22 protein-coding genes and 1 pseudogene are annotated in these 22,974 nt (G+C 59.3%); 15 read left to right on the top strand and 8 right to left on the bottom strand.

Annotation, left to right across the window (positions count from 1 at the left end):
- Nucleotides 1–54 precede the first annotated feature (54 nt).
- Nucleotides 55–1,122: a hypothetical protein gene (locus CAER_RS0101310; protein WP_027233711.1), complete on the bottom strand. Its 1,068-nt coding sequence runs from the start codon at nucleotides 1,120–1,122 to the stop codon at nucleotides 55–57.
- 272 nt (nucleotides 1,123–1,394) lie between these two features.
- Here CAER_RS0101310 and CAER_RS0101305 point away from each other — a divergent pair, with 272 nt between their 5' ends.
- Nucleotides 1,395–2,297 (top strand): recombinase family protein, encoded by a 903-nt coding sequence (locus CAER_RS0101305; RefSeq protein ID WP_027233710.1) that lies wholly within the window; start codon nucleotides 1,395–1,397, stop codon nucleotides 2,295–2,297.
- A 137-nt stretch (nucleotides 2,298–2,434) separates the two neighbouring features.
- On the opposite strand, the pseudogene CAER_RS29100 reads toward CAER_RS0101305, so the two are convergent.
- A pseudogene (locus tag CAER_RS29100) lies at nucleotides 2,435–3,390 on the bottom strand (IS481 family transposase).
- Between the two features lie 345 nt (nucleotides 3,391–3,735).
- On the opposite strand from CAER_RS29100, the gene tnpA reads away from it, so the two are divergent.
- Complete coding sequence (gene tnpA / locus CAER_RS0101290; protein WP_027233708.1) at nucleotides 3,736–4,152, top strand: IS200/IS605 family transposase; 417 nt, start codon at nucleotides 3,736–3,738, stop codon at nucleotides 4,150–4,152.
- Between the two features lie 40 nt (nucleotides 4,153–4,192).
- Here tnpA and repC read toward each other — a convergent pair whose 3' ends face one another.
- The 4 genes from repC to CAER_RS0101270 all read right to left on the bottom strand — a co-directional run bounded on the left by repC (nucleotide 4,193) and on the right by CAER_RS0101270 (nucleotide 9,624).
- Nucleotides 4,193–5,356: a plasmid replication protein RepC gene (gene repC, locus CAER_RS0101285; protein ID WP_027233707.1), complete on the bottom strand. Its 1,164-nt coding sequence runs from the start codon at nucleotides 5,354–5,356 to the stop codon at nucleotides 4,193–4,195.
- A 248-nt stretch (nucleotides 5,357–5,604) separates the two neighbouring features.
- Nucleotides 5,605–6,612 (bottom strand): plasmid partitioning protein RepB, encoded by a 1,008-nt coding sequence (gene repB / locus CAER_RS0101280; RefSeq protein WP_027233706.1) that lies wholly within the window; start codon nucleotides 6,610–6,612, stop codon nucleotides 5,605–5,607.
- Nucleotides 6,612–7,820, bottom strand: coding sequence for a plasmid partitioning protein RepA (gene repA / locus CAER_RS0101275; protein ID WP_245597312.1), 1,209 nt, complete (start codon nucleotides 7,818–7,820; stop codon nucleotides 6,612–6,614). Before repA ends, repB begins: the two co-directional genes overlap by 1 nt.
- A 691-nt stretch (nucleotides 7,821–8,511) precedes the next feature.
- Nucleotides 8,512–9,624 carry a Fic family protein gene (locus tag CAER_RS0101270; RefSeq protein ID WP_027233704.1) on the bottom strand — a complete coding sequence of 371 codons (1,113 nt, stop codon included), beginning with the start codon at nucleotides 9,622–9,624 and terminating at the stop codon, nucleotides 8,512–8,514.
- Between the two features lie 137 nt (nucleotides 9,625–9,761).
- Here CAER_RS0101270 and CAER_RS0101265 point away from each other — a divergent pair, with 137 nt between their 5' ends.
- From CAER_RS0101265 to CAER_RS0101250, 4 genes are all read left to right on the top strand, one after another.
- The gene (locus CAER_RS0101265) at nucleotides 9,762–10,472 is read left to right on the top strand and encodes an IS6 family transposase (RefSeq protein WP_027233703.1); all 711 of its coding nucleotides are present in this window, start codon (nucleotides 9,762–9,764) and stop codon (nucleotides 10,470–10,472) included.
- 124 nt (nucleotides 10,473–10,596) lie between these two features.
- Nucleotides 10,597–10,905, top strand: a complete 309-nt coding sequence (locus CAER_RS0101260) for a type II toxin-antitoxin system TacA family antitoxin (protein ID WP_027233702.1) — start codon at nucleotides 10,597–10,599, stop codon at nucleotides 10,903–10,905.
- Nucleotides 10,905–11,450: a hypothetical protein gene (locus tag CAER_RS0101255; RefSeq protein ID WP_027233701.1), complete on the top strand. Its 546-nt coding sequence runs from the start codon at nucleotides 10,905–10,907 to the stop codon at nucleotides 11,448–11,450. The genes CAER_RS0101260 and CAER_RS0101255 overlap by 1 nt, the downstream gene beginning before the upstream one ends.
- A gap of 613 nt (nucleotides 11,451–12,063) precedes the next feature.
- On the top strand, nucleotides 12,064–12,513 hold the full coding sequence (locus tag CAER_RS0101250) for a DUF3768 domain-containing protein (protein ID WP_084299315.1): 450 nt from the start codon (nucleotides 12,064–12,066) through the stop codon (nucleotides 12,511–12,513).
- A 40-nt stretch (nucleotides 12,514–12,553) separates the two neighbouring features.
- On the opposite strand, the gene CAER_RS30580 is transcribed toward CAER_RS0101250, so the two are convergent.
- Entirely contained in the window at nucleotides 12,554–12,679 is a 126-nt protein-coding gene (locus tag CAER_RS30580) for a hypothetical protein (RefSeq protein ID WP_281172255.1), read from the bottom strand.
- Nucleotides 12,680–12,929: 250 nt separating this feature from the next.
- Here CAER_RS30580 and CAER_RS0101245 point away from each other — a divergent pair, with 250 nt between their 5' ends.
- The 5 genes from CAER_RS0101245 (at nucleotide 12,930) to CAER_RS27150 (ending at nucleotide 18,266) form a co-directional block, all read left to right on the top strand.
- Nucleotides 12,930–13,592 (top strand): hypothetical protein, encoded by a 663-nt coding sequence (locus CAER_RS0101245; protein WP_161631047.1) that lies wholly within the window; start codon nucleotides 12,930–12,932, stop codon nucleotides 13,590–13,592.
- A gap of 498 nt (nucleotides 13,593–14,090) precedes the next feature.
- Complete coding sequence (locus CAER_RS0101240) at nucleotides 14,091–14,831, top strand: ParA family protein (protein WP_027233698.1); 741 nt, start codon at nucleotides 14,091–14,093, stop codon at nucleotides 14,829–14,831.
- Nucleotides 14,828–15,889, top strand: a complete 1,062-nt coding sequence (locus CAER_RS27155; RefSeq protein WP_051357629.1) for a ParB/RepB/Spo0J family partition protein — start codon at nucleotides 14,828–14,830, stop codon at nucleotides 15,887–15,889. Before CAER_RS0101240 ends, CAER_RS27155 begins: the two co-directional genes overlap by 4 nt.
- Before the next feature lie 605 nt (nucleotides 15,890–16,494).
- Nucleotides 16,495–17,058 carry a plasmid mobilization relaxosome protein MobC gene (gene mobC / locus CAER_RS0101230; RefSeq protein WP_245597311.1) on the top strand — a complete coding sequence of 188 codons (564 nt, stop codon included), beginning with the start codon at nucleotides 16,495–16,497 and terminating at the stop codon, nucleotides 17,056–17,058.
- 56 nt (nucleotides 17,059–17,114) lie between these two features.
- A complete protein-coding gene (locus tag CAER_RS27150) occupies nucleotides 17,115–18,266 on the top strand; it encodes a relaxase/mobilization nuclease domain-containing protein (RefSeq protein WP_245597310.1) in 1,152 nt (383 codons plus the stop codon).
- Between the two features lie 171 nt (nucleotides 18,267–18,437).
- Here the strand turns inward: CAER_RS27150 and CAER_RS29485 are convergent, their stop codons facing one another.
- Nucleotides 18,438–18,725: a hypothetical protein gene (locus tag CAER_RS29485; RefSeq protein ID WP_154667613.1), complete on the bottom strand. Its 288-nt coding sequence runs from the start codon at nucleotides 18,723–18,725 to the stop codon at nucleotides 18,438–18,440.
- A gap of 341 nt (nucleotides 18,726–19,066) precedes the next feature.
- Between CAER_RS29485 and CAER_RS0101220 the strand changes: the two genes are divergently transcribed.
- From CAER_RS0101220 to CAER_RS0101205, 4 genes are all read left to right on the top strand, one after another.
- Nucleotides 19,067–20,116, top strand: coding sequence for a C4-dicarboxylate TRAP transporter substrate-binding protein (locus tag CAER_RS0101220; RefSeq protein ID WP_027233696.1), 1,050 nt, complete (start codon nucleotides 19,067–19,069; stop codon nucleotides 20,114–20,116).
- Between the two features lie 78 nt (nucleotides 20,117–20,194).
- On the top strand, nucleotides 20,195–20,710 hold the full coding sequence (locus CAER_RS0101215) for a TRAP transporter small permease (RefSeq protein WP_027233695.1): 516 nt from the start codon (nucleotides 20,195–20,197) through the stop codon (nucleotides 20,708–20,710).
- Complete coding sequence (locus CAER_RS0101210) at nucleotides 20,710–22,047, top strand: TRAP transporter large permease (protein ID WP_027233694.1); 1,338 nt, start codon at nucleotides 20,710–20,712, stop codon at nucleotides 22,045–22,047. Before CAER_RS0101215 ends, CAER_RS0101210 begins: the two co-directional genes overlap by 1 nt.
- A gap of 29 nt (nucleotides 22,048–22,076) precedes the next feature.
- Entirely contained in the window at nucleotides 22,077–22,886 is an 810-nt protein-coding gene (locus tag CAER_RS0101205) for an IclR family transcriptional regulator (protein WP_027233693.1), read from the top strand.
- Nucleotides 22,887–22,974 lie beyond the last annotated feature (88 nt).

Here is a 22,974-nt window from a genome sequence, read left to right as displayed (position 1 = left end):
GCAGCCAAATCCGGTGCTGTTGGGCAGCTGCGGCGCTCCGGCCCGTAAACCCGCTCAGGCCGCGCCGCTCAGGGACGCCCGCCAGACGCGGAAACGCCCCTGCCCCGTCACCTCCTGCACCAGGTTCTTCGCCTCGAACCAGGCAATGTTCCTTTGCACCGCGGCGCGGCTGGCGCAGCTCAGTTCTTCGGCCAGCGGGGCTGTTACCAGCGGCCAGCTGCGGAACACCTCGATCAATCGCGGCGGTGTGCGGCCCGACAGGGATTTGGCGCGGCTGCGAGCGTCGCTCTCCCACTGGTCCAGCTGATCCAGATGCCGCATTGCCCGGAGAACCCCCTGGTCCACCGCCTGCAGCCAGCGGTGCAGCCGCTCCTGCGGCTCGCCGCCGCCGCGCAGCCCCCCTGCCCCGCTCATCAGCACCGGCGCAAACAGGGCGCCGCCCTGCCCTTCGCCGGCCGACATGCGCGCAGCGATCACCGCGCCCTCCAGAACGTCGCCCTCTGGCCCGATCCCCGCCATCCGCCAGAGGTGAAAGGCAAAGCACGCGCGGACGATCGGATGCAGGGCGGATGCGGTTTTCATGATGGCATTCCACCCGGCGATCCTGCCGGACAAGGGATCTTCGCCCGGGGCGTCATGGCGGCCCAGAAACCCGGCGATATCCGCCCCCGGGCCGGGGCCGCCCGACAGGCGGCGGAACGCCCAGGCGGTGCGCTGCAGCGCCGCGGTATCATCGCCGGACGCGCTGACCCGCATCGCCTGCCACAGCCCCAGCCTGTCGGGGGAGATCCGGTCGCCGGACAGCCAGCTGAGCCCGGACGCCTCTGCAAGCGCCAGCCTGTGGCGCCAGCCTTCGGGCCCGCGCCGCAACCGCTCATCCAGCGCCCCGAACCGCGCCGCCGTCTGCGCCAGATGCAGCGCCTCCGCCGCCTGCGCCTGTTGCCACTTGGCGACCTGCGCCCGCTCATCCGGCTCGGCGCGCGGCAGCGGCGGCAGAAAGTCCGGCTCCTCCTCCGGCGGTCCGGGCAGGAACCACAGGTCCTCCTCCCCGGTTTCACCATCATAGGGGCCTTTTCCGGCATCTGTGCCGCTGCCTTTGGTTTCAGATAGGGTCCGGATCATATGTGCAAATTGTAGTCATTTTGCACATTACTCAAGCGATTTCGTCTTTCCCGGCTGGCTCTGCGCAGGGACAGCGCTCAGCGCCGGTGCACCCGCCCCTGCCGCACCGGCCGGAACAAGGAAACAAGGGGGACAGCTGGCAGCCCGGGCGAATGGTTGAAAATCGCACGCGTCTTCAAACCTCCGTTTAATAGAGATATATTCAATTGAAAATTGTTCCGGATCAGGCAAACTTGTGAACGATCGCGAATAGACAGCTTCAAGAATCCACCATGCCCTTCATCGGCTATGCCCGTGTCTCTACCGATGACCAATCCACCACTGCCCAGGCTGAAGATCTCCGGGCTGCGGGTTGCGCACGGGTGCATCAGGAACAGGCGTCCGGCGGCGATCGGACGCGACCGGTCCTGAACCGACTTTTTGAAACGCTCCGCCCAGGTGATACGTTGGTAGTCGTTCGACTGGACCGGCTTGCCCGTTCGCTCTCCCACTTGTTGGAGGTGATTGAGGGGCTGGAGGCCAAAGGCGTCCACTTTAAGTCCCTACGCGACCCGGTCGATACCTCCAGCCCACAGGGAAAATTCACCCTCCAGGTGCTGGGCGCCGCGGCAGAACTGGAACGCGCGCTGATCCGGGAGCGCACCTTGGTCGGTCTGAAATCGGCGCGGGCGAAGGGCCGGATCGGTGGCAATCCCGGACTACGCAGCAAGGACCCCACCGCCCTCCGAAAAGTACAGGCTGCCCGTGATGAGGCCCTGTTCCGGCGGCTGGAGGAAAGCGCGCAGGACTGGGTTCCTGAGGTGCGCCGCCTGCGGCCCGACCTGCCGTGGGACGACGTGGTTCGGATCATCAATGCCCGGCTTCCATCCGGCGCGCGGAAATGGTCTCGGGAAAGACTGATCCGCGCGGCGAAACGCTATGTCCGCGAAGGTTTCCTGGAAAGCCATGTCCTTGAGCGCGCCCGGCGCAGGGAGCCCGATGACCGGCTGATGACGATTGTTGCCGCCATTGCAGGCTCGGCTCCGGACATCACGCTGCAGCAGATTGCAGACCGGCTGGAGGCCATGCGCGAGCGGACACCGCGTGGGCGGGCAAAATGGTCTGTGTCTTCCGTCAAGATGCTGCTGGACCGCGCCAAGACCCAGGGCCTGATTCCGGCCGAGCGGCCCGAATAGGACGAGCCGCAAACACAGGATGCCCCCTGCCCTAGACCTTTGGAACCTGTCCTATCGAATTTGTTCCAAAAGAGATCTTACCGAAGGTTTTGGCTTCATAACTGTAGTTATATGCGGCAATTCGGTTGTGTTGGTAGCTAGGTGTTCAGTCCGGATATCTGGTGGATCGGATCGGCAATGAAACTGCCTGGTTCTAAAGTCCAGACTTTGCAGTTGTATTCGTAGGGCTTGAGCCCGCTAAGGCTCTTGAGCCTTTGGGCGAAGTTAAAAGCGGCCATGAAATCGGCGAAGAGGGTGAAAAGTTGATCGTGGCTGTCGCAGTGGGAGCGTTTGACGGTGGCGTCCTTGACTGTTCGGTTCATCCGCTCGACTTGACCATTTGTCTACGGATGGTGGGTTTGGTCTGCCGGTGCTCGCTCCCGTTCGCTTCGCACAACATGTCAAAGCGCATATGCTGGGAATTGATCGTGTTGTGGCTACGGTCTGGTCGGAGAACTAAACCCCGTTGTCGGTCAGGATCGCGTGGATTCGGTAAGGGATTACCTCGAACAGGTGTTCCAGGATTTCACATTCCGTCCGCTTGACGGCTTTCTCGACCAGTTGGGCGGCCGTTAAGTTGTTGGTCTTGCCGATAGCAATGAAGAGATGGAGCTTATCCTGGCGGTCTGTAATATCTGCGATGTCCATGTGAAAGAAGCCGATGGCGTAAAGATTAATGCACTGACGCTTGGGTTTGTCCCCCTACATCCGGTAGCCGTGAGATGCCATTCTGCTGAACGCAGTGGTGCAGCGCTGTCCGGGTCAGGTGCGGGATCGAGGGCTGGAAGGCATAAGACAATCATCCATAGGAAGGAGCGTGCGCCGCCGGAAAGCTACCACCATAGCCTCCTAAGCCTCGTTGAGAAAGGTCGAGCGAGGTTCAGTCGGATCGGTCTTGCGATCCTCGACCGTCTCGCACTTGTGCCAATTCGCGACCGTCTTCGGGTTGATATCGAGTACTCGGCTCAATGCCGCCGTCGAAGTTTGCGATCGTTTTATTGCAGCTCGGATAGGCGTGCTTAGTCGTGGCGCCGCTGTGACGAACTTGTCCCATAGTGCTTCCTTCTCTTCCACAGAATGGATCGCACCATCAAGCTGTGGGATTAAACACCTAGCTCAACAAAGTCGCTTTCAAGCGACCTGAACGCTTTCACGTGAGAGTGTACATATCGACTGAACTTACGTCACACCGCCTTTCCGGTTTACCCGGGTAAACCCTTTTGTGGACTTACCGTACCTGAGACAGAGTGGTTTAGCGGTTTTTAGTATCCACTCTCTGGAGCAAACCCTCCGGCTTCCAGCCGGAAGCGCTTTAGCGTGAAAGAATCCTGTTATGCACTTACCCTCCGGAAAATGAGCCGCAGCCGGGTCGAAGGCTCATTTTCCGGAGGGTAAGTGCATGCAATATGACACCGGCAAACACTGCGTTTTCTACCACCGCTACCATATCGTCTGGTCGACCAAATACCGCTACAAAGTGCTGCGCGGGGCATTGCGCCTGCGTGTGCACGACATCTGCCGCCAGGTTTGCGCTGAGAACGGGGTCGCCATCTTGCGCGGGGTGCTGTCGAGCGACCATGTGCATATGTTCGTGTCGGTACCGCCGAAACTCGCCATCTCCGATCTGGTGCGCAAGATGAAGGGCCGTTCGTCTTACCGGGTGCAACGGGAATTCCCCGCGATCCGCAGGCGCTACTGGGGCTGCCGGTTCTGGGGCCGCGGGTATTTTTCAACCACCAACGGCGCCATCACCGAAGACATCGTACTTCAGTACCTGGAAAATCACATTGCCGATCCTACCGGCGCCAGCCGGTAGTCGTTCAGTAGGCAAGGCAAACCGGAATATTATTGATGGTTTACCCGGGTAAACCATCAAGGGATGAACAGTTGCCCACTTTCTTGGTAAGGTTCTGGATCAACCGAACTGGATCGAAGCGGCCAGTTGCAGAACCGTTAGTAAGGCTTCGCAGATAGGCACCAGGAGATCGAATGTTCTTGTGCATTTGTGTCATAGCCAAAAGAGTCAAAGTCAAGCCTCCCTGCCCCAATTCCCGCTCGGCGCTGTCCAATACGTTTCGGCTCAACCCGAGCATTGGCGCGAGAAATCGCGACAACTGATGTAAATCTACCCAATTCCGTACTGGTGACTGTGCGAAACTTAAAGCCTCGGGACAAGCTGCTAAGACGTCAGCCATCGTGAGCGAAGGTACATCCTTGTGGCCTGTCTTAGTTTTTTTTGCTTTGCCAAGTGTTTCAGCTTCGACCTTGGACTCTTCAGATTCAATTTTTTTCTGTATTGATCTCTGATGGTGGCGGACATTTTGACTGTCATCGGGGGACAAAACTTCAGCCTCAAGCAGGTCTTCGCTACCAGACACGGACTCGGAGCAGGGCGGGGGAGGGGTATCATCCGAGGGTGTGAACCGCCCAATGAGGGCCTCCAGTTCAACACGGTTTAGGCGGCGGCGAAGAGCGAGGCGGATGATGTTGTCTTCTTCCGAACCAATGGGCCACTGTCGCCGCAGCGTGGAAAGGCGGTCGCGCAGCAGGCGGACGCGCACGGCCTCTTCTTCGGCCTCTGCCGCAAGCGCTGCGATCTCCCTAGCGCGTTCTAGAAGCGGACCCAGATCAAAGCCATAGGCCTGCAAAATGCTGCCGTCGCGGGCGCGGTGCACGTAGCGTTTGCCGTTGGGGGATTGAGTTCGGCGCAGAAGGCCGATCTCGAGCAACCGGGCAATCTGGCGTCGCATTGTGCGCTCTCCCATGCAATTGGCTCGCTCGCAAAGCTTTTCGTTCGAGGCAAACACCACCCAGGTGCCGGTTGCCCCGCGCTCGCGGACGAAAGAGACCAGTGCTTGCAGCAGGCTGAAATGCCGGTCCTTGAGGTTGAAGGTGTCCTTGGCTGCTTTGAGATTAGTGATCACGTCCCAAAACATTTGCCGTGGATCGCTGCCGTCCAGGCATGGGAGATCGGCCGGGGAAGGGACCCCGGTTGCCGGAATAAGCTTTTTAAATGCCATCTGCTCTTCACGAGGGACCTGGAAGCCACACCTTATCCTTCCTGTACCCTGCCTAACGGCAATTTTTGGCACAAGTTACCTGTCAACCGGATGGGTTGTTGTTGACAGTTCAGAAGAGAGCGGGGTACATCTTAGGTGCAAACATAGATGGGGCTCTCTGGGATTACGGTCTTGGGGAGCTTCTCTTTTTTGGTCTCCTGTATTGTGCCTCCTTGCTGGTGTTGCCTGTTATGCCTCGGGCGCCCTTTTCAGGACGCCTGTTCCTCTTGCCACTGCGCATGCAGGCGCAGCAGGGCTTCTTCTCCGTGCCGGTCAAGCCATTCAGAGAATTCCTGTTGTTTCGGGTGTGTCCGCAGAATGGTGCGTCCTCCGGTCGTAAGAACCTCTCCAATCTTGGCGCCGCCTTCCGGTGCGCGCACGGCCCGTGCCGGTTTCGGGGCAGGGGCTTCGGGCTTCTTAGGCGCCAGTTGCGCCTCCACTCTCCGGGCAAAAGCGTCGAACCGCTTGGCCGACTCCAGCTTGGCATCTGCCTCGGTCACCGGCACAGTGGCCGGGTCGATTTCATGCTCCAGTACTTTCTCCGCCAGCGCGTGCCAACGTTTCCAGCCAACACCCGGTGCTTCGCCAATCCACTCGATCACATTGCGCGGGATCGCCTGGCGCACCTTGCGCATGTGCGACAGGTGGCTCTTGCTTACCGCTAGCGCTTCGCGGATCACCGCCGGGGCGTATCCGGCTTCTTCTAGGTCACCCGCAAACACGGCCTTTTCGATGAAGGAAGGATCCTTACGGTGGTTGTTCTCCTGGCCCTGGGCAAGGATCGCTTCCTCATCCGACAGGGTGCGCACCAGTGCTTTGACCGGGATACCCAGCTGCTTGATCGCGGCGAGGCGGCGGCGGCCGTAGACGACCTGGTAGCGCCCGCTCAGCCGCGGATGCGGCCGGAGCAGGATCGGCACTTGCTGGCCGTGCTGGCCGATGCTTTGCTTCAGCTCCTCTAGATCGTTACCGTCCAGCTGGAACCGGTCGCGCATGCCGGTATCCTCGATCTGCTCCGGATCGATCTCCTGCACGCTGCGCTGCGCTGTTGATCGGATGTCATTTTCCAGGGCTGCTACGGGACCGCGGCGGAAGGCTTGGGGAATGGGCGCCTCGCGGGCGGCTTCGACAGGATCGCGTTCAGCCGGGGCGGCCGCTTCCTCAGCCTCGGCGCCGAATTCGGCCATCAGCCCTTCAAAGACGTTTTTGCGCGCCATCAGCTTCTCCCCCAGGCCGCTTGCACAGCGGTTTCGAATTCATCCGCCACGTGGTTTACTGATTCCATCGCTCGCTCCAGCGTGGCGCGGTTCATTTCGGCTCTATTGGCCTCGTAGAGTGTTTTTTGTGACAGGCCCGCATCGGAAACTGCAGTGGACTTCAGGAACGGTTCCGTCATCAGCCGCTGCCCGAAATGCATCCGGAGGAATGATGCCATCTGCGATTGCGGCATGTCCGAAGGTTCGTAGCGGCACAGGAGATAACGCTGGAAATCATAGTCCAGCCGCTGATCGTTGCGCTGCACCACTTTTAGAAGTGAGGTGGCCATTGTGAGATACTGGCTGAGGCTGGCCACGTCGATCATATTCGGGATCACGGTAATCAAAAGGCCGGTGGCAGCCACTAGCGCCGACATGGTGAGAAAGCCCAGCTGCGGCGGACAGTCGATGAACACGACGTCATAGCGGTCCTCGACCTGGTCGATCGCCGCCTTCAGCCGAAGGTAGAAGGGCGGCTGTATGCCCTTACGAATCGCATGTGGGGTCTCTGTCTCGTATTCCGACAGGATCAGTCCGCCAGGCGCCAGGTCGAGGTTCTGGAAGTAGGTTTTTCGGACCACATCTTCCATCGGGGCCGGATCCTGGTACCGCACGGCGTCATAGATTGTGCCGGAATCTGTCAGATCGAGTTCGGGGTGGAGACCCAGCATGGTGGTAAGCGACGCCTGCGGGTCCATGTCAACTGCCAGGACCCTATACCCCTTTAGCGCGAAACGCTGCGCAAGGTGAACGGCACTGGTTGTCTTGGCCGAGCCGCCTTTGAAGGTCGAAACCGCAATCACCTGCAAATGGTCGCTGCCTACCCGGCCGGGCAGGAACTGCAGCGGGTCCTTTGCTGTCCGCGCCATCGCTAGGCGGATGTCCTGAATGTTTTTACCGGTGTAGAGCCTGTGCCCGCGCCCGTCTGTATTCACATCGGGAATCTTGCCGTCGAAATGCAGCTTGCGCAGATGTGACTGGCTTAGACCGAGCAGCGTGGCCACTTCACCCGAAGTGAACGGTCTAAGCTCTTTCTTCGCTTCCGGAGCGAAGACGTTGCGCATATGCTTGTCCAAGGACTGGCGCAGCCGAGCTTCATCCTTAAGCAGATCGTCAAAGACATCTGCCCCTGGCGGCATCCCGATAGCGGGTTCGATTTGTGCCGTCATTCACTGCTCCTTGTCCGGCCGTCTTTACCGCGGCTCTTCCGTAACGCCGAACGGCCGCTAAGCAGCTTTGTGCGTTACAGTTTCCGTGATGCCACCAAATACCCGCTCCTTGCAAGAGATTTCCATGTAGTGATAATTGTAGTCATGTAAGCGCCTACCGCTATATCTAGTATTGTCGCGCAGCCGAGTATTATTAACGTGTTGAAAGATATTAACTTTTTTACATCTTCAGGCGGGGTGGAGGCTGCCTCCACTTGAAAACTGACGAGTACGGTATAGCGGGGCACAGCGTTGGCGCGGGCCGCTTGCCTAGAAAACACTCCTTAAGCGATTCTCCTGGAGACTGCAGCAAGGACCAAAAGCTACGGCTACTAAACGCATACTGGATGAACGCTTCCATAACGCGTTCAAACCACGTGGCCGCACCTAAGAGCTTCCACCGCTCTCCGACTACATCACCATTTTATTGGTCTAAGCGCCTTTGGCTGGACGCTACTAGCCGCTTCAGGATGCCCGTACATGAGTTCATCTCAATCAACCACTGGCAGGGCAAACAGAGCGGAACTTGACGAAAACAAGATAGCGGTCTGACCAGTAGAATACTGAACTATCTGAAACGAAAGCCGGACTGGACGCTTCTTTCACTGGCCACCTGAGTAATACAGCCGACTAACAGAAGCGGCCAGCGTTCTTAGGCCTCTTCGTCCAGATTCAACCAGTATCGCGTAAAACGGCGTTCACCGGTCCGGTTGAGCGCACCCTTTTCAACGAGATCCTGCAGATCCCGGGTTGCTGTTGCCCTCGATGTGCCGGTGATCTTGAGATAATTCTCAGCGCTCAGCCCGCCTTTGAATCCTTCGGGGCCTTCTCTGAACATCCGCGTAATTGCCTTGGCTTGCCGGTCGTTCAAATGGTCCCGGAGCCTGTCGTAGAAGCGCGCCTTACCGATGAAGAACCCGACCCGGTCGAGTGTGACCTGCTGAGCCTTCAGCACAATCTCAGCGAACCAGACAAGCCAGGCTGTCACATCAAGCGTTTTTTGGTGCACTTCGAGCTGGTCGTAATAGGTTCTCCTTTCCCTTTCTATGGTGAAGGCAAGGGCAATGAGGCTTGGTTGACCAAGGTTCTGCGCCAAAGATTTTTCGGCCAGGGCGCGGCCCAAGCGGCCGTTCCCGTCTTCGAAAGGGTGAATGCTCTCGAAGTAAAGATGGCTCAGCCCGGCCCGGGTCAGGGCAGGGAGCGGCTCAGGAGCGCCCGGCCCGGTGGTATTGAACCAGCCAACATAGCGTTCCATCTCGCGCAGGACCTGACCCGAAGGCGGGGCTTCGAAGTGTACTGTAGGCCGGTCAAGGCGGCCGGAGACGATTTGCATTGCTTCCGCGTGCCGCCTGTAGCCGCCGATGGCTTCAAGACGGCGGTCGTGGGACAGGAGCATATGGTGCCAGCGAAACAGTGTTTCGTGAGAAAGCGGGCCTGCAAAGCTGGAATAGACGTCCACCATCATCTCGGCGACACCTTGCTCCCGCGGCTTTGCCGGGTAGCTGTCAGGCGCCAGCCCCAGATGGCGGCGCAGCGAAGACTGAACGCTGAGCCGATCCAGGATCTCACCTTCGATGGCACTGGTTTGCATTGCCTCATCGCTGAGTAGCTCGATACGGAGTTGCTCGCGTTCAGAGTGGCTGACATGATGCACGGCTCCGAGAATCTCGCCGGAAGACAGCAGAAATTGCCGTTCCAGTGGCTCGAGAGCCGAGGCATCATATCGAAAGCCTGGCCACCCGGGCATTTTCCAATTCCATGGCATGAGGTATAGAGATCCTTTCTATAGCTCAATTATTGTCACATTTTGATCTATAGAGGTCAACGCTATCGATCAACGGGTCCGTTGCATTAACCATCGGGATGTCGGAGACATCGTTGCCCCAGGCTGAGGAGTGAGCGATGTCCCGGCGCAATCCGTTCAAGCGGCACAGGTTTCCGCGCGAGGTCATCCTGTTGGCGGTGCGCTGGTACTGCCGCTACCCGCTTTCGTGCCGGGACGTGCGGGATATGCTTGCCGAGCGGGGTGTTGCTGTTGATGCCTCGACGGTTCACCGATGGGTGCGAGAGTTTGGCCCCGAAATCCGGAAACGGGCCCAAGCCCGACACCGCTCCTGGCGCGGGCTGCAATGGCATGTCGATGAGACCTACCTTCGTGTGGGCGGGCGCTGGCGTTACCTTTGGAGGGCCGTGGATCAGTTCGGCCAGCTGATCGATTTCCGCCTGACGGCGCGGCGGGATGCCAAGGCAGCAAGGGCATTTCTGCGTCAGGCGCAAGACACCGTTCGGTGTTATCAGCCGCTTACAATCGTCACCGACAAGGCGCACAGCTATGCAAAGGTGATCGGCGAGATCAACGGCCGGCTCGGGCCTGATAATGCTATCCGCCACGTTAACCGCAAGTATTTAAACAATAGAATCGAGAGTGATCATGCCGCACTGAAGCAGCGATTGCGCACCATGCGCGGGTTCCAGACACTGGCCGGAGCGAAGGCCGCGCTCGCTGGCATCGAAACTTTCCGCACCATTCGAAAAGGCCAATTCGAGAATTGTGAAACCGGGGTGATCAACGAGATCGCCTTCATCGCCAAACTGTTCCAGGAGGCTGCGTGATAGGCGAGAAAAGCCGACGACAAACACAGCCCTCTGCTGTTAATGCAACGGACCCCTTAATAGTGGCCTCTTGAAATGTACGTCAATCTGACGTACATGTGGATCCATGTAACAGGAGGCGGCTATGCTTGGTTTCCACGACACCACCCGCGCCATAGATGAGCGCAACGAAGCCCGGATGAACTTCCGGACCAAGCCGCGTATTAAAAACGCGATCCAGCAGGCTGCGGCCCTGTCCGGTGTGGACGACTCTGTCTTCACGATGAATGCAGCTTACCAGGCTGCCCTGGCAACGATTTCGGCTCATGAGCGCACTGTGTTGCAGCCGGTCGATCATGAAGCATTTTTCACGGCTCTGGACGCGCCTGCAGCGCCCACTGAAGCATTGGCTGCGGCTTTCCGCAGGCACAGACAAACCGTTACCTCAAAATAATGGCTGCAACAGAGTCCGCTGGCAGCGTCATCGAGCCGTTCGATCCTTCCAAGCACGATCGAACGGCCTTTTCTTGCGGCGTGGAGCAGGTTGACAATTACTTCCAGAAGACCGCGAACAAACTCGCTAAGGTGGACAATGTCCGGCTTTTTGTCATGTCCGCGAGTGACGGCAGCGTGATTGGCTTTTACGCCCTCAATGCGCATGCAGTGCACTACGGAGATCTGCCTTCGAAATTTGCCCGTTCCCGGCCCGCACACGGCAACATTCCGGCGGCCTATATATCGATGATTGGCCGTGATCAGAATTTCCGGGGCGGGGGCTATGGGGGGGATCTGCTCGTCGATGCGTTACGCCGGATTGCCGCTGCAGCTGATGCTATCGGTGTGGCAATCGTCATGCTCGACGTTCTTGACTGCGGGAATCCTGACCGGGTTGCGCGGCGCAAGGCGCTTTATGAAAGCTATGGGTTTCAGTCGCTGTCCTCGAACCCGTTGCGGATGTTCTTGCCTGTAAGTGTCGTTCGTAAACTGATCGCGGAATAATCGGCCCAAGTTCGCCAGTGCCCTCACTGCGCGGTCGGCTTCGAGGAAAACCTCACCACGACGGCCTCCTGTTCCTGACGGTCTGCTTGGCTACGAAGTCCTTATAGTGGAGGTACTCGCCGGGCAGCGCACAGAGATTTTTGGGGGCGAGCTATTCGGGTCGTGCGAGATGTTTCGAAGGTGGGCGGTTGACGGCCACCACCTCGTCTGGGCGTCGGACTTCACTTTGAAACAGAAGAAATCCGCGCGGGGCGCGCGGATTGCATGGTCCAGGCGTCAGGGCAGGGGATCGGCGGGCTGCGCCCGCTCAACCCAGCCCCGGCATGTTTCATTGAACTTTGTCCGCCCGCATCCTGGGCCAGGCCGGTCAAGGGGCAAGCGCCGCGCATTGCGCGGCGGCTCCTGGAGGCCCGTGTCCTCGGCTTTGCCTGCGGGCCGCGCCAGCCTCCATCCGCCCCCGTGACAGTCCCGGCCCAGGCCGCTGGCAGGGCTTCGCCCTCCCCGCTCTGCCAGCCGAAAGACACGGGGTCTTTCAGCAGTCAGTGCAGAGAGGCCGCGCCCATTGGCGGAAGGAGGGCACCAAGCCCCAACGCCCCATCAAAAGGAGGCCGAAATGGCACAATATCAATGCAATACCTGCGGCGCAGAGGCAGAACAGGAGCAAGGTGCAGCGGAATGCTGTCCGCATTGCGCAGCGGGGAACGTCGTTAACCCGAAACTGCAGGCGGCTGAAACCGCCAAGGCAAACGACGCTTTCCGGGCCCAGGCACCTCTTGGCGGGCATCCGGTTTATCAGGGCCGTGTTGTGGCCACCCGGGGTGTTTCCGCCGAGGGGCCGGAGTTTGTCACCCGCGCGCTTCTTGAAACCGCTGCTTTTGATAATTTCACCGAGGACAACGATCCCTACGGAGATCACTCCATGGGTGCAGTTCAGGTCTTCGGCAAGATCGTGTGGTGGAAACTTGACCTGTATGACGCGGATTACCGTTACGGGGCAGATGAACCGCTGGACCACAAGAACACCCGCCGCGTTCTGACGCTGCTTTTGCCAAGCGAATATTGACACCGGCGCGGCCCTTCGGGGCCGCGATCCGGCTGGTTTGTCACGCGCCGGGAAGGAGGTGAGAACTATCAGAAAGTTTTTGAAACACGCCCGGATCGATGAGGCTTGGGCGTTTCTCGGGAAGGGCGGTATTTTTGGCATCGGCCGCCGCTTCTTGATCCAGCACAGAACAGTATGAGCTCTCACGCTTCCGGCGCATCAATTGCAGGAAGGTTCAGGAATGCCCAAAAAGCCAAGCAGCGAAAGCACGGAGGCAAGAGTGCTACCCGCACCCGCTTGCGAATTCTGCGGCCATCTCAGCGATGCAGCGCCAGCCACCGGTTTCATCCATTGCCTGAACTCGTGAAGGGTGACATCAGAAAGGAGAGTTTGTTTGGCGGTTCACAAGTAAACAGTGCGCTGCCGTGCAGCGGGCAATGGTAAACGAAAGATCACTTGCTAGGGAAAGCCAAAGGCTGCGGCGGTTTCAGCCAAAGAATATCGGCCAGTTATGGGCCGCTCTGCGCCGGTGGGGCAGGGGACAAATAAGATCGGGACAGGAATTTATTATGAAAAAGAACATCCACCGCGTTTGGCGGGCGGCACAGCTCTATATAGGGTTTCACCGCGACCCGTCCGGACAGAAGCGCGATACTGCGAAGGTGTGGCCGCCGAAGAATGCAAACGCGACCCTGCATTCCGACCCGGAGGAGCAGGAAGCTTTTGTGGTCCTCAAAGCTGCGGACCCCAAAGATCCGAGAGACGTTCAGATCAAGCTTCGCCCGGACCATATCGTGCTGCGCCGCGATCCCGGCGCGGGTTGGGAAGGCATCGTGGTTGAGGAAACCGGTCTGTCCGTTCAGGTCAATGAGACGTGGATCCGCATCCGAGCGGATGGATCTGTTTCCCGCGAAGCCGAGGGGGATACAACCTACCTGGAAGCAGATGGCGCAGTTCTGAAGAAAACGAAGTTTGCCGAGGCGATGGTGTCGGGTGACGGGGTGGAACTGACCCGCAGAACAGATACAACGATTGCCGCAATCCGGCACGATGGGGTGATAGCAAAAAGCCGCGATTCCGGGCAGATTTCAAAGGACTAGTCTCCCCTGGTTTCCTTGCGGTGGAAGGAAGCACCTGGCCCAGCAGATGCAGGGCCTTTTTTTGGCCGGTTCAGCAGATGGCCGCACCGCCGCTTGAAGCGGAGGTGGCAAAGGAGCGATTTGAACCGCGCTGCTCTGCGTTTTTTTGAAACTGCAGGCGGTATCTTGCTTTCGGGATTGATGTCCTAAGCGGCGGAAGGTACCACAACCTCCGGTGGTGGTGGCGCGCAAGGGCAGGGGCCTTCATGAGAGAATATCTTTTCGTGAACCTTTCTGATCCATCCCGTAACCCTTTTTTACGCCTTGTTTTTTCCAACCACCGCTGCCCCGGAGCTTGTGTCCGGTTCTCCCTGATGAGGGTTCGGCGAACGGAACAAGACGTATTCAAATATCACAGCCGCGCCCGATGTGATTGCTAACCCGCAGCAGAACCCGCCGAGTGCCATTTGACGGCCAGGATCCCTCAAGGGGGCGAGCGCGGCGAGGAAGGACTGAATATTGAAAACCATAGTCATAACAAACAACAAGGGCGGCACCGGCAAGACGACCGTAGCCACACAGCTTGCCTATTCTTTGATGCTGACGGGATATTCCACGGTGGCGGTTGATTTGGACAGCCAGTGTAATCTCACGACGGCGTTGCCACGTCAGCGCGTGGCCGGCAATGCGCTCGATTTGGTGGAGGCGGGGGAGCCGCCTGAGTTCACGGCCACCCCCCGTGAACTGGTGCTGATCGAGGGGCATGCCGACATGCCGGTCGTCCGGGACGATACCATATTGCGCAACACGGCCGGAGCGCTGCAAGCGCTGAAAGGGGCGGACTTCTGTATCATCGACACACCGCCGACCTACAGCGCAACCGTCTATGGGGCGATGCTGGCAGCCGATTACATTCTTGCGCCCATTGAACTGAAGCGGTTTTCCGTGGACGGGATCAAGACCGTGCTGAAAGCTCTGGTCGAAGTCCGGGAGATCAACCCGGATGTGAAGTTCCTGGGGCTGCTGCCGTCCCGTTTTGACGCGGTGAAGGAGATGGAGCGCGAGTCCCTGCGGGTCATGGCGGCGGAGTTTCCGCAGCTCATCATTCCGCACGCGATCCGGAACCGGACAGCCTATGAAAAGGCCGAGGCGGAAGGCATACCGGTCAGTGAAGTTTCAACCAGAAGCGGCCGGGAGGCCGCGGCCGAGTTTCAGGCTTTTTTTGAATGGTTCCTTGAAAATGTGGAGGCTGGCACATGAGCGGCGGCGGTTCCAACTCCCGGGTCAACAGGTCCATGTTGTCTTCGCTGAAGGAGGCAGGTGCCCTCAATGACCTGATGCGAACGCCCCGGAAAGCAGGTAAAGCGGGCCCGCGTGATATCCCTCTCGATTTAATCGAACCGGATCCGGAGCAGCCGCGCAAACATTTTGACGAGGAAAAACTGGCGTCCCTGGCGGACAGCATCAGCGTGCAAGGCGTCCTGCAGCCAATCACCGTCCAGCCGCTCAACGGCGATGGCAGGCATTTGATCATCATGGGGGAGCGGCGCTACCGCGCCGCGAAACGGGCAGGTCTGCAATCGATCCCGGCAATTGAACGGGAAATGACCGCAGAACTGCGCATGGCGCAGCTCACCGAGAATGTGCAGCGCGATGGCCTCACCACTTTTGAAATCGCCAGTGCCGTGTCAGCCATGCGCGAAGCGGGCAAGTCCCGGGGCGACATCGCCAGCGCGCTAGGGTGGGGAGAAAGCGAAGTCTCGCGGTTTGCGGCTGTCCTTGGCATGCCTGAGCCGCTGCAGCAGCTGGCGGAACGGGATGTCCCGGTCCGGGCTTTGTCCGACCTTTATGCGCTTTGGAAGAAGAACCCTGACGAGGTGGGGGAATTTGTGCAAACTTCCGACGCGGGGAATGTTTCTCGGGTGACTGTCGCGAGACTGCGTTCCAGATTGACGCAAGACGCTACAGATGCTGCCAGGGGTCCCCGCACCGCGGAAGACGCAGCAGGCGGGTGCAGCGATCAAACGCAGTCCGTTGAAATGCAAACCGGTGGCGACACGGCTGCCGGGCAGGCTGCATCCTTGGACCAAGGCGGAACTGTCAAAGCGCCGGAGGTGCAAAGCGTGGCTGGCACCCAGAATGTTCAGGCGGGCAGGGGGGCTGCCATCGTCTGCAGGCACGGCAGAGCTACTGGCCGACTTCTGACGGACCAGCTTGCCTCCAACTCGAAATCCATCCTGGTGAGTTTTGAAAACGGGAGCCGGGTGGAGGAGGTCCTGTTGTCGGAGCTGGAACTGATCGAGGTCGTCGCGCTGTAGAAGCTCAGGCATGTCTTTCCCGGAAGCGGGCCGCTTGTGTGTATGCCAGGCGGTTTGACCGGGCACGAAGGCCGCTGCAGTTCCAGGCATTGAGTAACGCGCTGCCCGGAGGGTGGCGCGTTTTCGTTTTGAGAAATGTGGTCCGGGACCACATTGTCAGGACCTGCGGTGCAATCAGCTTTGACCATTCGCCATTTCTGCCAGTTGCGGCGGCGGCAGCCAGGGTCTCCCTCTTCGTGCTACTGGCTGCACTGCGGGGGGCGGCGGACCGCATTTGAGTATCCCGCCGGGGTCCGGGGGCCCAAACTTTTCCAACGCCGCAGCTGAATTCTTTGGAATGCCCTGGATGGCAGGAGTGAAGTGGCCTGGCCATCCCACCTCGGTTCCGGTGCCAAACACGTGATCCGGGACTACATTTCCTTGGCGGGAGCACCCAGCGGATAGCCCGCCGCCGGAAGCACCTCACCGCCCTGCGGGCGGTGAGGTTAAGCCTGTCGCTGACCGGGGGTGCCACGCAAAGTGTGGTCCGGGACCACAAATCCGCTTTCCTATAGCGCGAATGCAGGATAGGCGTATCGCCAGCAAATACTTTACCTTAGATTGAAATGCCGACACAAAAGAAAGCCGCGATGGCCTATTTACCCCCAACCCGCCATGCCCAGCTTGCAGCCGTTGCAGAGGCCAAGGGGCAAACAGTTTCGGCCTTTCTGGGTCAGCTCATCGATATCGTTCTGGGAGAAGAGGAGGGCCCGGCAGAGCCTCCACAGCTGTCCTCGCGGTCCCGCCGCGAGGGCAAGGTCACCGTCCGCCTGGCCTCTGATGCCCGTGAAGCGCTGTCCGAGGAAGCAGTGCGGGCCGGAGTCACACCGTCCACCTGGGCGGGCAATCTACTGACCGCGCGGCTTTGTGCAGCCCCTCAGCCGACGGCCCGCGACCGCCGCCGTTTCATGTCAGGGCTGCGGCAGATACACGGCTTGGCCACAAACGTGAACCAGATCGCATATGCGATGAACCGCGGGGTCTTTACCGGGGACGGGTACGCCCCAACCCGGAATGAAGTGGCGCAGCTGCGCGGTGAGGTGGCGGAGCTGCGGCAGCAGGTGCGAGACTTCGCCCGGGGGCGGCTGGCGTTTCAGCTCGGTCTTGAGGAAGAGGAGCTGGCGGATTGAGCGACTTCAAGGACACCTACGGGTTTCAGGACTGCTGGCCGCCCCGGAAGGGCCGCATGGTGCGGAATGCGGCATCCGGCTTTTTTGTTGCGGAGACTGAGAGGGACAGTAGCTCTCAGCAGTCCAAGGCGAGCGTGAAAACAGACCGGGCGACGTTATCTGCCCGTGGCGGGCCGACGATTTCTGCGGCTGACAAGGCGCGGCTGGCGCGGGTGGTCCAAGGCACGACGGAGGTCATGGTGAAGGTGACCAAGCCAGCCAAGACTGACAAGCACGGGAACCCGATCAAGGTCACGCGGGGAACCGAGGCGAGGCGCGTTGCGGAGCACATCAACTACATCAGCCGGAACGGCAAGCTGGAGGTAGAGACGTCCGCTGGCGAGGTGCTGAAGGGCAAGCAGACCACTTCAGAGCTATACCGGGACTGGATCGAGAAGCATGATGATGCGCGGGCCGCAGGCATGGCGTCGGACCGCACAAGGATCACCACCAGCATTCTTTTTTCAATGCCGGGCAATACAAATGCCACCGGTGTGAACGATGCGGTGCGGGCGCTGGCGGAACAGGAATTCGGCGGCCGCCACGACTACGCCATGGCGCTCCATACGGACACCCCGCATCCGCATGTGCACCTGACGGTGCGTACGGTTGGGCATGATGGCGTGAAACTCAACTTGCGGAAAGCTGATTTGCAGCATCTGCGCGATACCTTTGCGGAGAAACTGCGCCAGCGCGGCATCGAGGCGGAATCCACCCCGCGGCATGCCCGCGGCAAGACTCGTCGGGGCGAAAGCTCACCGGTCTACAAGATCCGCCAGCGCGGCGGGAAGCCCTTTATCGATGCGAAAAAGCGCAATGAGGTGCGCCGGGATCTGGAGCGCAACAACGGTGTGCTTCCAACCCATGCCTGGGACGCGGCAATTGCTGATCGCCGCAACAGGGTCATGCGGACCTATACGGGAGCCGCCCGGATACTGGCGCAATCCGATGATCCCGCGGACCGGGTCTTGGCACAGGAGACCGGGCGATTTACCGCCCGGCTAACGGAGGTCGCCACGCAGCGGGCAGAGATCGCAAGATCATTGGAGGCGGTGCCGTCGCCTAGCCGAACTGGCGGTACAACCGTCAATCGTGATGCGGACCAATCCACGGAGCCAGGGCGCGGATATCCAGGCCGCTCGCGGCCGGGCAGGGGGCGTGAACGGTAACGCCCCGCAGGAAAGAGGTTGAAGATGTATGCACGGGCTAGTTCAGGCCAGTCACTCTAATGAAAACTGCTTTCAGCCGCTGTGATGACTAAGGACAGCCAGTCCCGACGATGGCAGCTGTCAGACCTTTTCAAATCTAACACCAAGCACTTCATGGCACACACCGGACTTTCAATGCCGGAAGTTTGATGGGCGAGATGCCGGACTTTGCTGCCATTGCCCTTCCAGATGTTTGCTGACGCAGCATTCTATTGCAGATGCGGCACGCTCATCGCCGCGATGCAGCCGATGTCGCCAGACCGGTCCTTCATTGTCAGCCTGAGCCGCGAAATTCGAACCGCCCTTCCGCCGCTGCCACATTGATGCATTGCGGTGTTTACGTTTAACAAAACCCAACAGCAGAATAGAGTTCTTCACGACCACACCGGGAAGCGCCGCGAACACCAGTATGCTGGGCATCGGCAAATCCGTCCGACCTGCGCGAGATCTTGGAACTTAGAAGGCAACGTTGCCGCTGACATCGCGGCGGTTTTTTGCAGCGGGTGTTCTTAACCGAATGTACGACTGCTGAGCGCCGCGGGGATGTCTGCGGGCCCATAGCTGAGTGTGGCAAACTAACGTTCGCATAATTTAGGGCTATTTTGAACATTCAGCTGCTGTTCATTGGCGCCCTTGAGACGGGTGTCCTGACCACGGTTCAGGGCAGAAAATCACTCAGCTTGACTCATTCGAGCAATTTATACTAGTGTTCGAATAATTAGAATTCAAAACCGCATAGTAGAATTTAGGGAGGAGACCTAATGAAACCCCTGCTAGCATCCACCGCGGCGGCACTCTGCTTGGCAGCCGCGACAAGCGCGAGCGCCGACACAACGCTGATACTGGGAGAAGCCGGCCCGAATCGGGGTGCCCGGGCCGCAGCATTGCAGTCCTTTGCCGACGACGTAACAGCCCGTACCAACGGCGAAGTAAATATCGACATTCAATGGGGGGGAGCGCTGTTTAAGGCCAATGCGGCCGCACAATCCATTGCGGACGGAGTGGCTGACCTCGGCACGGTCATCGCAGTGTATTTCCCGCAGGAAATGCTGAGCTACAGCTTCGCCGACCTGCCGATGCGCAATGAGGATGCCTGGGTCGGAATGCGCGCGACGGACGAGTTGATGAGGACCTCCGACGCGATCACGAAAAGCCTGGCGGACCAGAACCTCGTATACATCGGCACTTTCACAACCTCGGCAGTGAACATCGCGTGCAAGGACGTGGCAATTCGCACGGTCGAGGATATTGCCGGTCTGAAAGTCCGTGGCGTCGGCGCATATGGCGACACCTTCCGCGATTTTGGTGCAAACATGGTCGCGATGCCGATCTACGATGCCTATCAGGGTCTCGACACCGGGTTGCTGGATTGTTCGCAAGGCTACTCCTACGCCGTTGCCGCGCTGAAACAACAGGAAGTCATGACCAGCTATACCCTGCTCAATTGGGGTCAGGTCGGTGCCTTGGGGATCTTCATGAACAAGGATGTGTACGATTCCCTCGACACCGAGACCCAGTCCGCGATGGCTGATGCTGGTATCGCGATGGCTGACAAGCTGGGTGAACTGATTACCGCGGCCAATGACGCGGCCCTTGAGACAATGAAGGACGGCGGTGTCGAGGTCGTCGACTTGCCAGCGGAAGAGCGCGACAAGCTGGTTCAGCAAGGTAAGCAATACGTTGATGAGTGGGTCGAACGTGCGAATGCGGCGGGGCTCGACGGCACGTCGCTGTTGGAACAATACCGCACGCTTCTGGAAAAATATGCCGAAGAGCGTGACAGCCAAGGCTATCCCTGGGCGCGCGGCTGAGACCAGCTGCACATATCTCCGCGGCGCAAGACCGGCGCCGCGGCACTTCCCTTCATACTATTTCGACGGAGTTGACCGATGTTGCGTCGCGTTGAAAAGCTATTGCTTGACCTGGCGGTTGTCGCCGTTGTCGGCCTTGGCGTGTTGATCACAGGCAGCGTATTTCTGCGGGCCGCATTCAATTCCGGTATTCCGGACACTATTGTGATCGTGCGCGAACTGATGGTCGCCGCGATCGTTTTGCCCCTGGCAGTGGCGACACTGGACCGGGCGCATATCGTGGTGGAGTTCCTCAGCAAAATGATGCCCCTCCGCGTGCAGGACTGGCTGCTCGTCGGTGGAAGCGCCTTTGGTCTCTTTGCCCTCTCCCCCCTGATCTACGCGGGTTGGCGCGAGGTTGCCCATACCGTCGAAAGCGGCGCCTTCTTCTTTGGTCAACTCAACCTGCCGAAATGGCCGGGCCGGGTGGTTTTCCTTGTCGGGATTTCCTTCTGCTGGCTTCGGCTGCTGCTAATGGTGATCGGCGACATTCGCACGATCCGCGCCGGTGGCAGTGTGGTTTCCCCGGCTCATGAACATGAGGAGAGTGTCTGATGGACGGCACCGTCATCGGCATCGTCGCCTTCGCCTGTGTCATCGGTTTGCTTGCGGTCAGGGTGCCCATCGCCTTTGCACTTGCCGGAGTCGCCACGGTTGGCACCTTTGTCATCTTTGCGTTTCGCACCGGCGCCTTTGCACCTGAACGGGCGTTAAAACCCACGACGTCATTGGTTTTTTCCAATTCTTTCGACCTGATCCATTCCTACGACCTGTCCATGATCCCGCTGTTCATCGCGCTTGGCCATATCGCCTATCGCGCCGAGATCACGACGAAGATCTATCAAGCTGCCCGCGTGTGGCTGGCGAGTGTGCCCGGTGGTGTCGCGATGGCCTCGGTTGTAGGCTGCGGCGGGTTCTCCGCGATCACCGGATCGTCCATCGCCTGTGCCTCCACCATGGGGCGGATCTGTTCGCCAGAGATGCTGCGCATGGGCTATGACAAGCGACTTGCCACGGCCAGCGTCGCTGCGGGCGGGACCCTCGGGTCGCTCATCCCGCCTTCTGTCCTGTTCATCATCTACGGGATTTTCACCGAAACCTCGATCAGCGCCTTGTTCCTCGCAGGCATTCTGCCTGGCCTCATCTCATTGCTGGGTTTCGTTCTGGTCATCTTCGTCTGGGTGCGCCGGACACCAGAAGCGGCGCCGAGGTTCGAAGGGCAGATCACGATGCGGGACCGGGGCCGGGCCGCGTTGGACTCCTGGCCCGCGATTGGCCTCTTCGTTATCATTGTTGGCGGTATCTATGGCGGCATCTTCACGGCGACCGAGGCGGCTGCGGTCTGCGTTTCCGCAGCAGTCGCTATCGGTTTCGCGCAAGGCAAGCTGGATCTCCGAGGGGTGATCGAATCCTTGCGCGAAACCTGCATTCAAACCGCCAGCATTTTCCTGATTGCCGCCGCGGCCAAGATCTTTGTCGCCTTCATCGCCTTGACCGGGGTCGCCCCGAGCATCGTCAGCGCCGTGACAGACGCGCAGCTTTCGCCAGTCATGCTGCTGGCAGCCATCGCGGTGATCTACCTGGTGCTTGGCATGTTCCTGGATCCCATCGGCATCATGGTGCTGACCCTGCCGCTGATGATCCCGCTGGTGGAAAATTACGGCTTCGACCTGATCTGGTTCGGAGTCGTTATCATCAAGCTGCTGGAGATTGGCCTGATCACGCCGCCGGTTGGGTTGAATGTGTTCGTCATCGCAAACGTTGTGGGCAAGGACGTGGCGATCGACAGAATATTCTCGGGAATCCTGAGATTTTTGACAGTTGACGTGATCGTTCTGATCCTGATCATGGCGTTCCCGGTCATTTCGCTGCTGATCCCGAACTCGATGTAGACCGGGATAACAAGGTGATGAGGAACACTATGCCCGACGAGATTGAAACCGACAGAAGGTTCGCGACCACTCTGGCGCGCGGCTTGAGCGTCTTGCGGGCGTTCCGGCCATCCGACGATGGCCTGGGCAATGCCGATATCTCGGAGCGTACCGGTATTCCCAAATCCACGGTGTCGCGGCTGACCTTCACCTTGCAAAAGCTCGGCTATCTCACCCATGCGCGGCGCCATGACCGCTATCGCCCTGGTCCCGCGTTGCTAGCGCTCGGCAACATGGCAAGCGCATCGATCTCCTTTGTGGATCTGTCATCGCCGCTGATGCAACGGCTGGCGGATGAGACAGGCACCCTTGCCCTGTTGCTGGTGCGAGACGACGGCAAGCTGCTGATCGTCAAGACATGGCGGCCACGCGGGGTTGCCTCGCTCTGGCTTGAAGTCGGGCATCGGCTGCCATTCAACGGAACATCGTCCGGCCACGCACTGCTGGCCTCGACCTCCGAAGAGGGCTTTGATCAGATCGTGACCGCGGCGGATGGCGACCGCGGCCTGACTCGCGAGCGCGCAACGGAAATTCGCCGCACGGCGCATAATCAGCTTGTGACCACAGGTTTCGTCGTCACCGATCCCGATGAATACTTTGCCTCCAACATCCACGCAGTGGCCTCCCCGTTCTATTCCCGCGACCTGAGCGAACCGGTGATCTTTACCTGCGGCGCCCTGCCTGAAATGCTGTCCGTGCCCCGGATACGGACCGAGGTCGGCCCAAAACTGCGTGAAACGGTACAAGAGCTTGAACGGATCATGGGCCAGGGGTTTTCAAAGACGAATCGAGATCTGTGAGGGTCTAAAATACCGCATAGTAGAATTCAGTATCGCATGTTGAAATTAAGCGATGAATCGGTTATCAAGTGAATGAACCAAGGAAAGG

The organism is Leisingera caerulea DSM 24564, from assembly GCF_000473325.1.
GTDB lineage: Bacteria > Pseudomonadota > Alphaproteobacteria > Rhodobacterales > Rhodobacteraceae > Leisingera > Leisingera caerulea.
This window is presented reverse-complemented; position numbering and strand designations above follow the sequence as displayed.

Coding starts and splice junctions, on each gene's coding strand:
- CAER_RS0101265 (WP_027233703.1), top strand. CDS start 9,762: ATGTCCCGGCGCAATCCGTTCAAGCGGCACAGGTTTCCGCGCGAGGTC.
- CAER_RS0101245 (WP_161631047.1), top strand. CDS start 12,930: ATGGTAAACGAAAGATCACTTGCTAGGGAAAGCCAAAGGCTGCGGCGG.
- repA (WP_245597312.1), bottom strand. CDS start 7,820: ATGACGGCACAAATCGAACCCGCTATCGGGATGCCGCCAGGGGCAGAT.
- CAER_RS0101305 (WP_027233710.1), top strand. CDS start 1,395: ATGCCCTTCATCGGCTATGCCCGTGTCTCTACCGATGACCAATCCACC.
- CAER_RS0101220 (WP_027233696.1), top strand. CDS start 19,067: ATGAAACCCCTGCTAGCATCCACCGCGGCGGCACTCTGCTTGGCAGCC.
- CAER_RS0101260 (WP_027233702.1), top strand. CDS start 10,597: ATGCTTGGTTTCCACGACACCACCCGCGCCATAGATGAGCGCAACGAA.
- repB (WP_027233706.1), bottom strand. CDS start 6,612: ATGGCGCGCAAAAACGTCTTTGAAGGGCTGATGGCCGAATTCGGCGCC.
- repC (WP_027233707.1), bottom strand. CDS start 5,356: ATGGCATTTAAAAAGCTTATTCCGGCAACCGGGGTCCCTTCCCCGGCC.
- CAER_RS0101210 (WP_027233694.1), top strand. CDS start 20,710: ATGGACGGCACCGTCATCGGCATCGTCGCCTTCGCCTGTGTCATCGGT.
- tnpA (WP_027233708.1), top strand. CDS start 3,736: ATGCAATATGACACCGGCAAACACTGCGTTTTCTACCACCGCTACCAT.
- CAER_RS0101250 (WP_084299315.1), top strand. CDS start 12,064: ATGGCACAATATCAATGCAATACCTGCGGCGCAGAGGCAGAACAGGAG.
- CAER_RS0101205 (WP_027233693.1), top strand. CDS start 22,077: ATGCCCGACGAGATTGAAACCGACAGAAGGTTCGCGACCACTCTGGCG.
- CAER_RS0101215 (WP_027233695.1), top strand. CDS start 20,195: ATGTTGCGTCGCGTTGAAAAGCTATTGCTTGACCTGGCGGTTGTCGCC.
- CAER_RS0101270 (WP_027233704.1), bottom strand. CDS start 9,624: ATGCCATGGAATTGGAAAATGCCCGGGTGGCCAGGCTTTCGATATGAT.
- CAER_RS0101255 (WP_027233701.1), top strand. CDS start 10,905: ATGGCTGCAACAGAGTCCGCTGGCAGCGTCATCGAGCCGTTCGATCCT.
- mobC (WP_245597311.1), top strand. CDS start 16,495: ATGCCGACACAAAAGAAAGCCGCGATGGCCTATTTACCCCCAACCCGC.
- CAER_RS29485 (WP_154667613.1), bottom strand. CDS start 18,725: ATGCCCAGCATACTGGTGTTCGCGGCGCTTCCCGGTGTGGTCGTGAAG.
- CAER_RS27155 (WP_051357629.1), top strand. CDS start 14,828: ATGAGCGGCGGCGGTTCCAACTCCCGGGTCAACAGGTCCATGTTGTCT.
- CAER_RS0101310 (WP_027233711.1), bottom strand. CDS start 1,122: ATGATCCGGACCCTATCTGAAACCAAAGGCAGCGGCACAGATGCCGGA.
- CAER_RS27150 (WP_245597310.1), top strand. CDS start 17,115: ATGGTGCGGAATGCGGCATCCGGCTTTTTTGTTGCGGAGACTGAGAGG.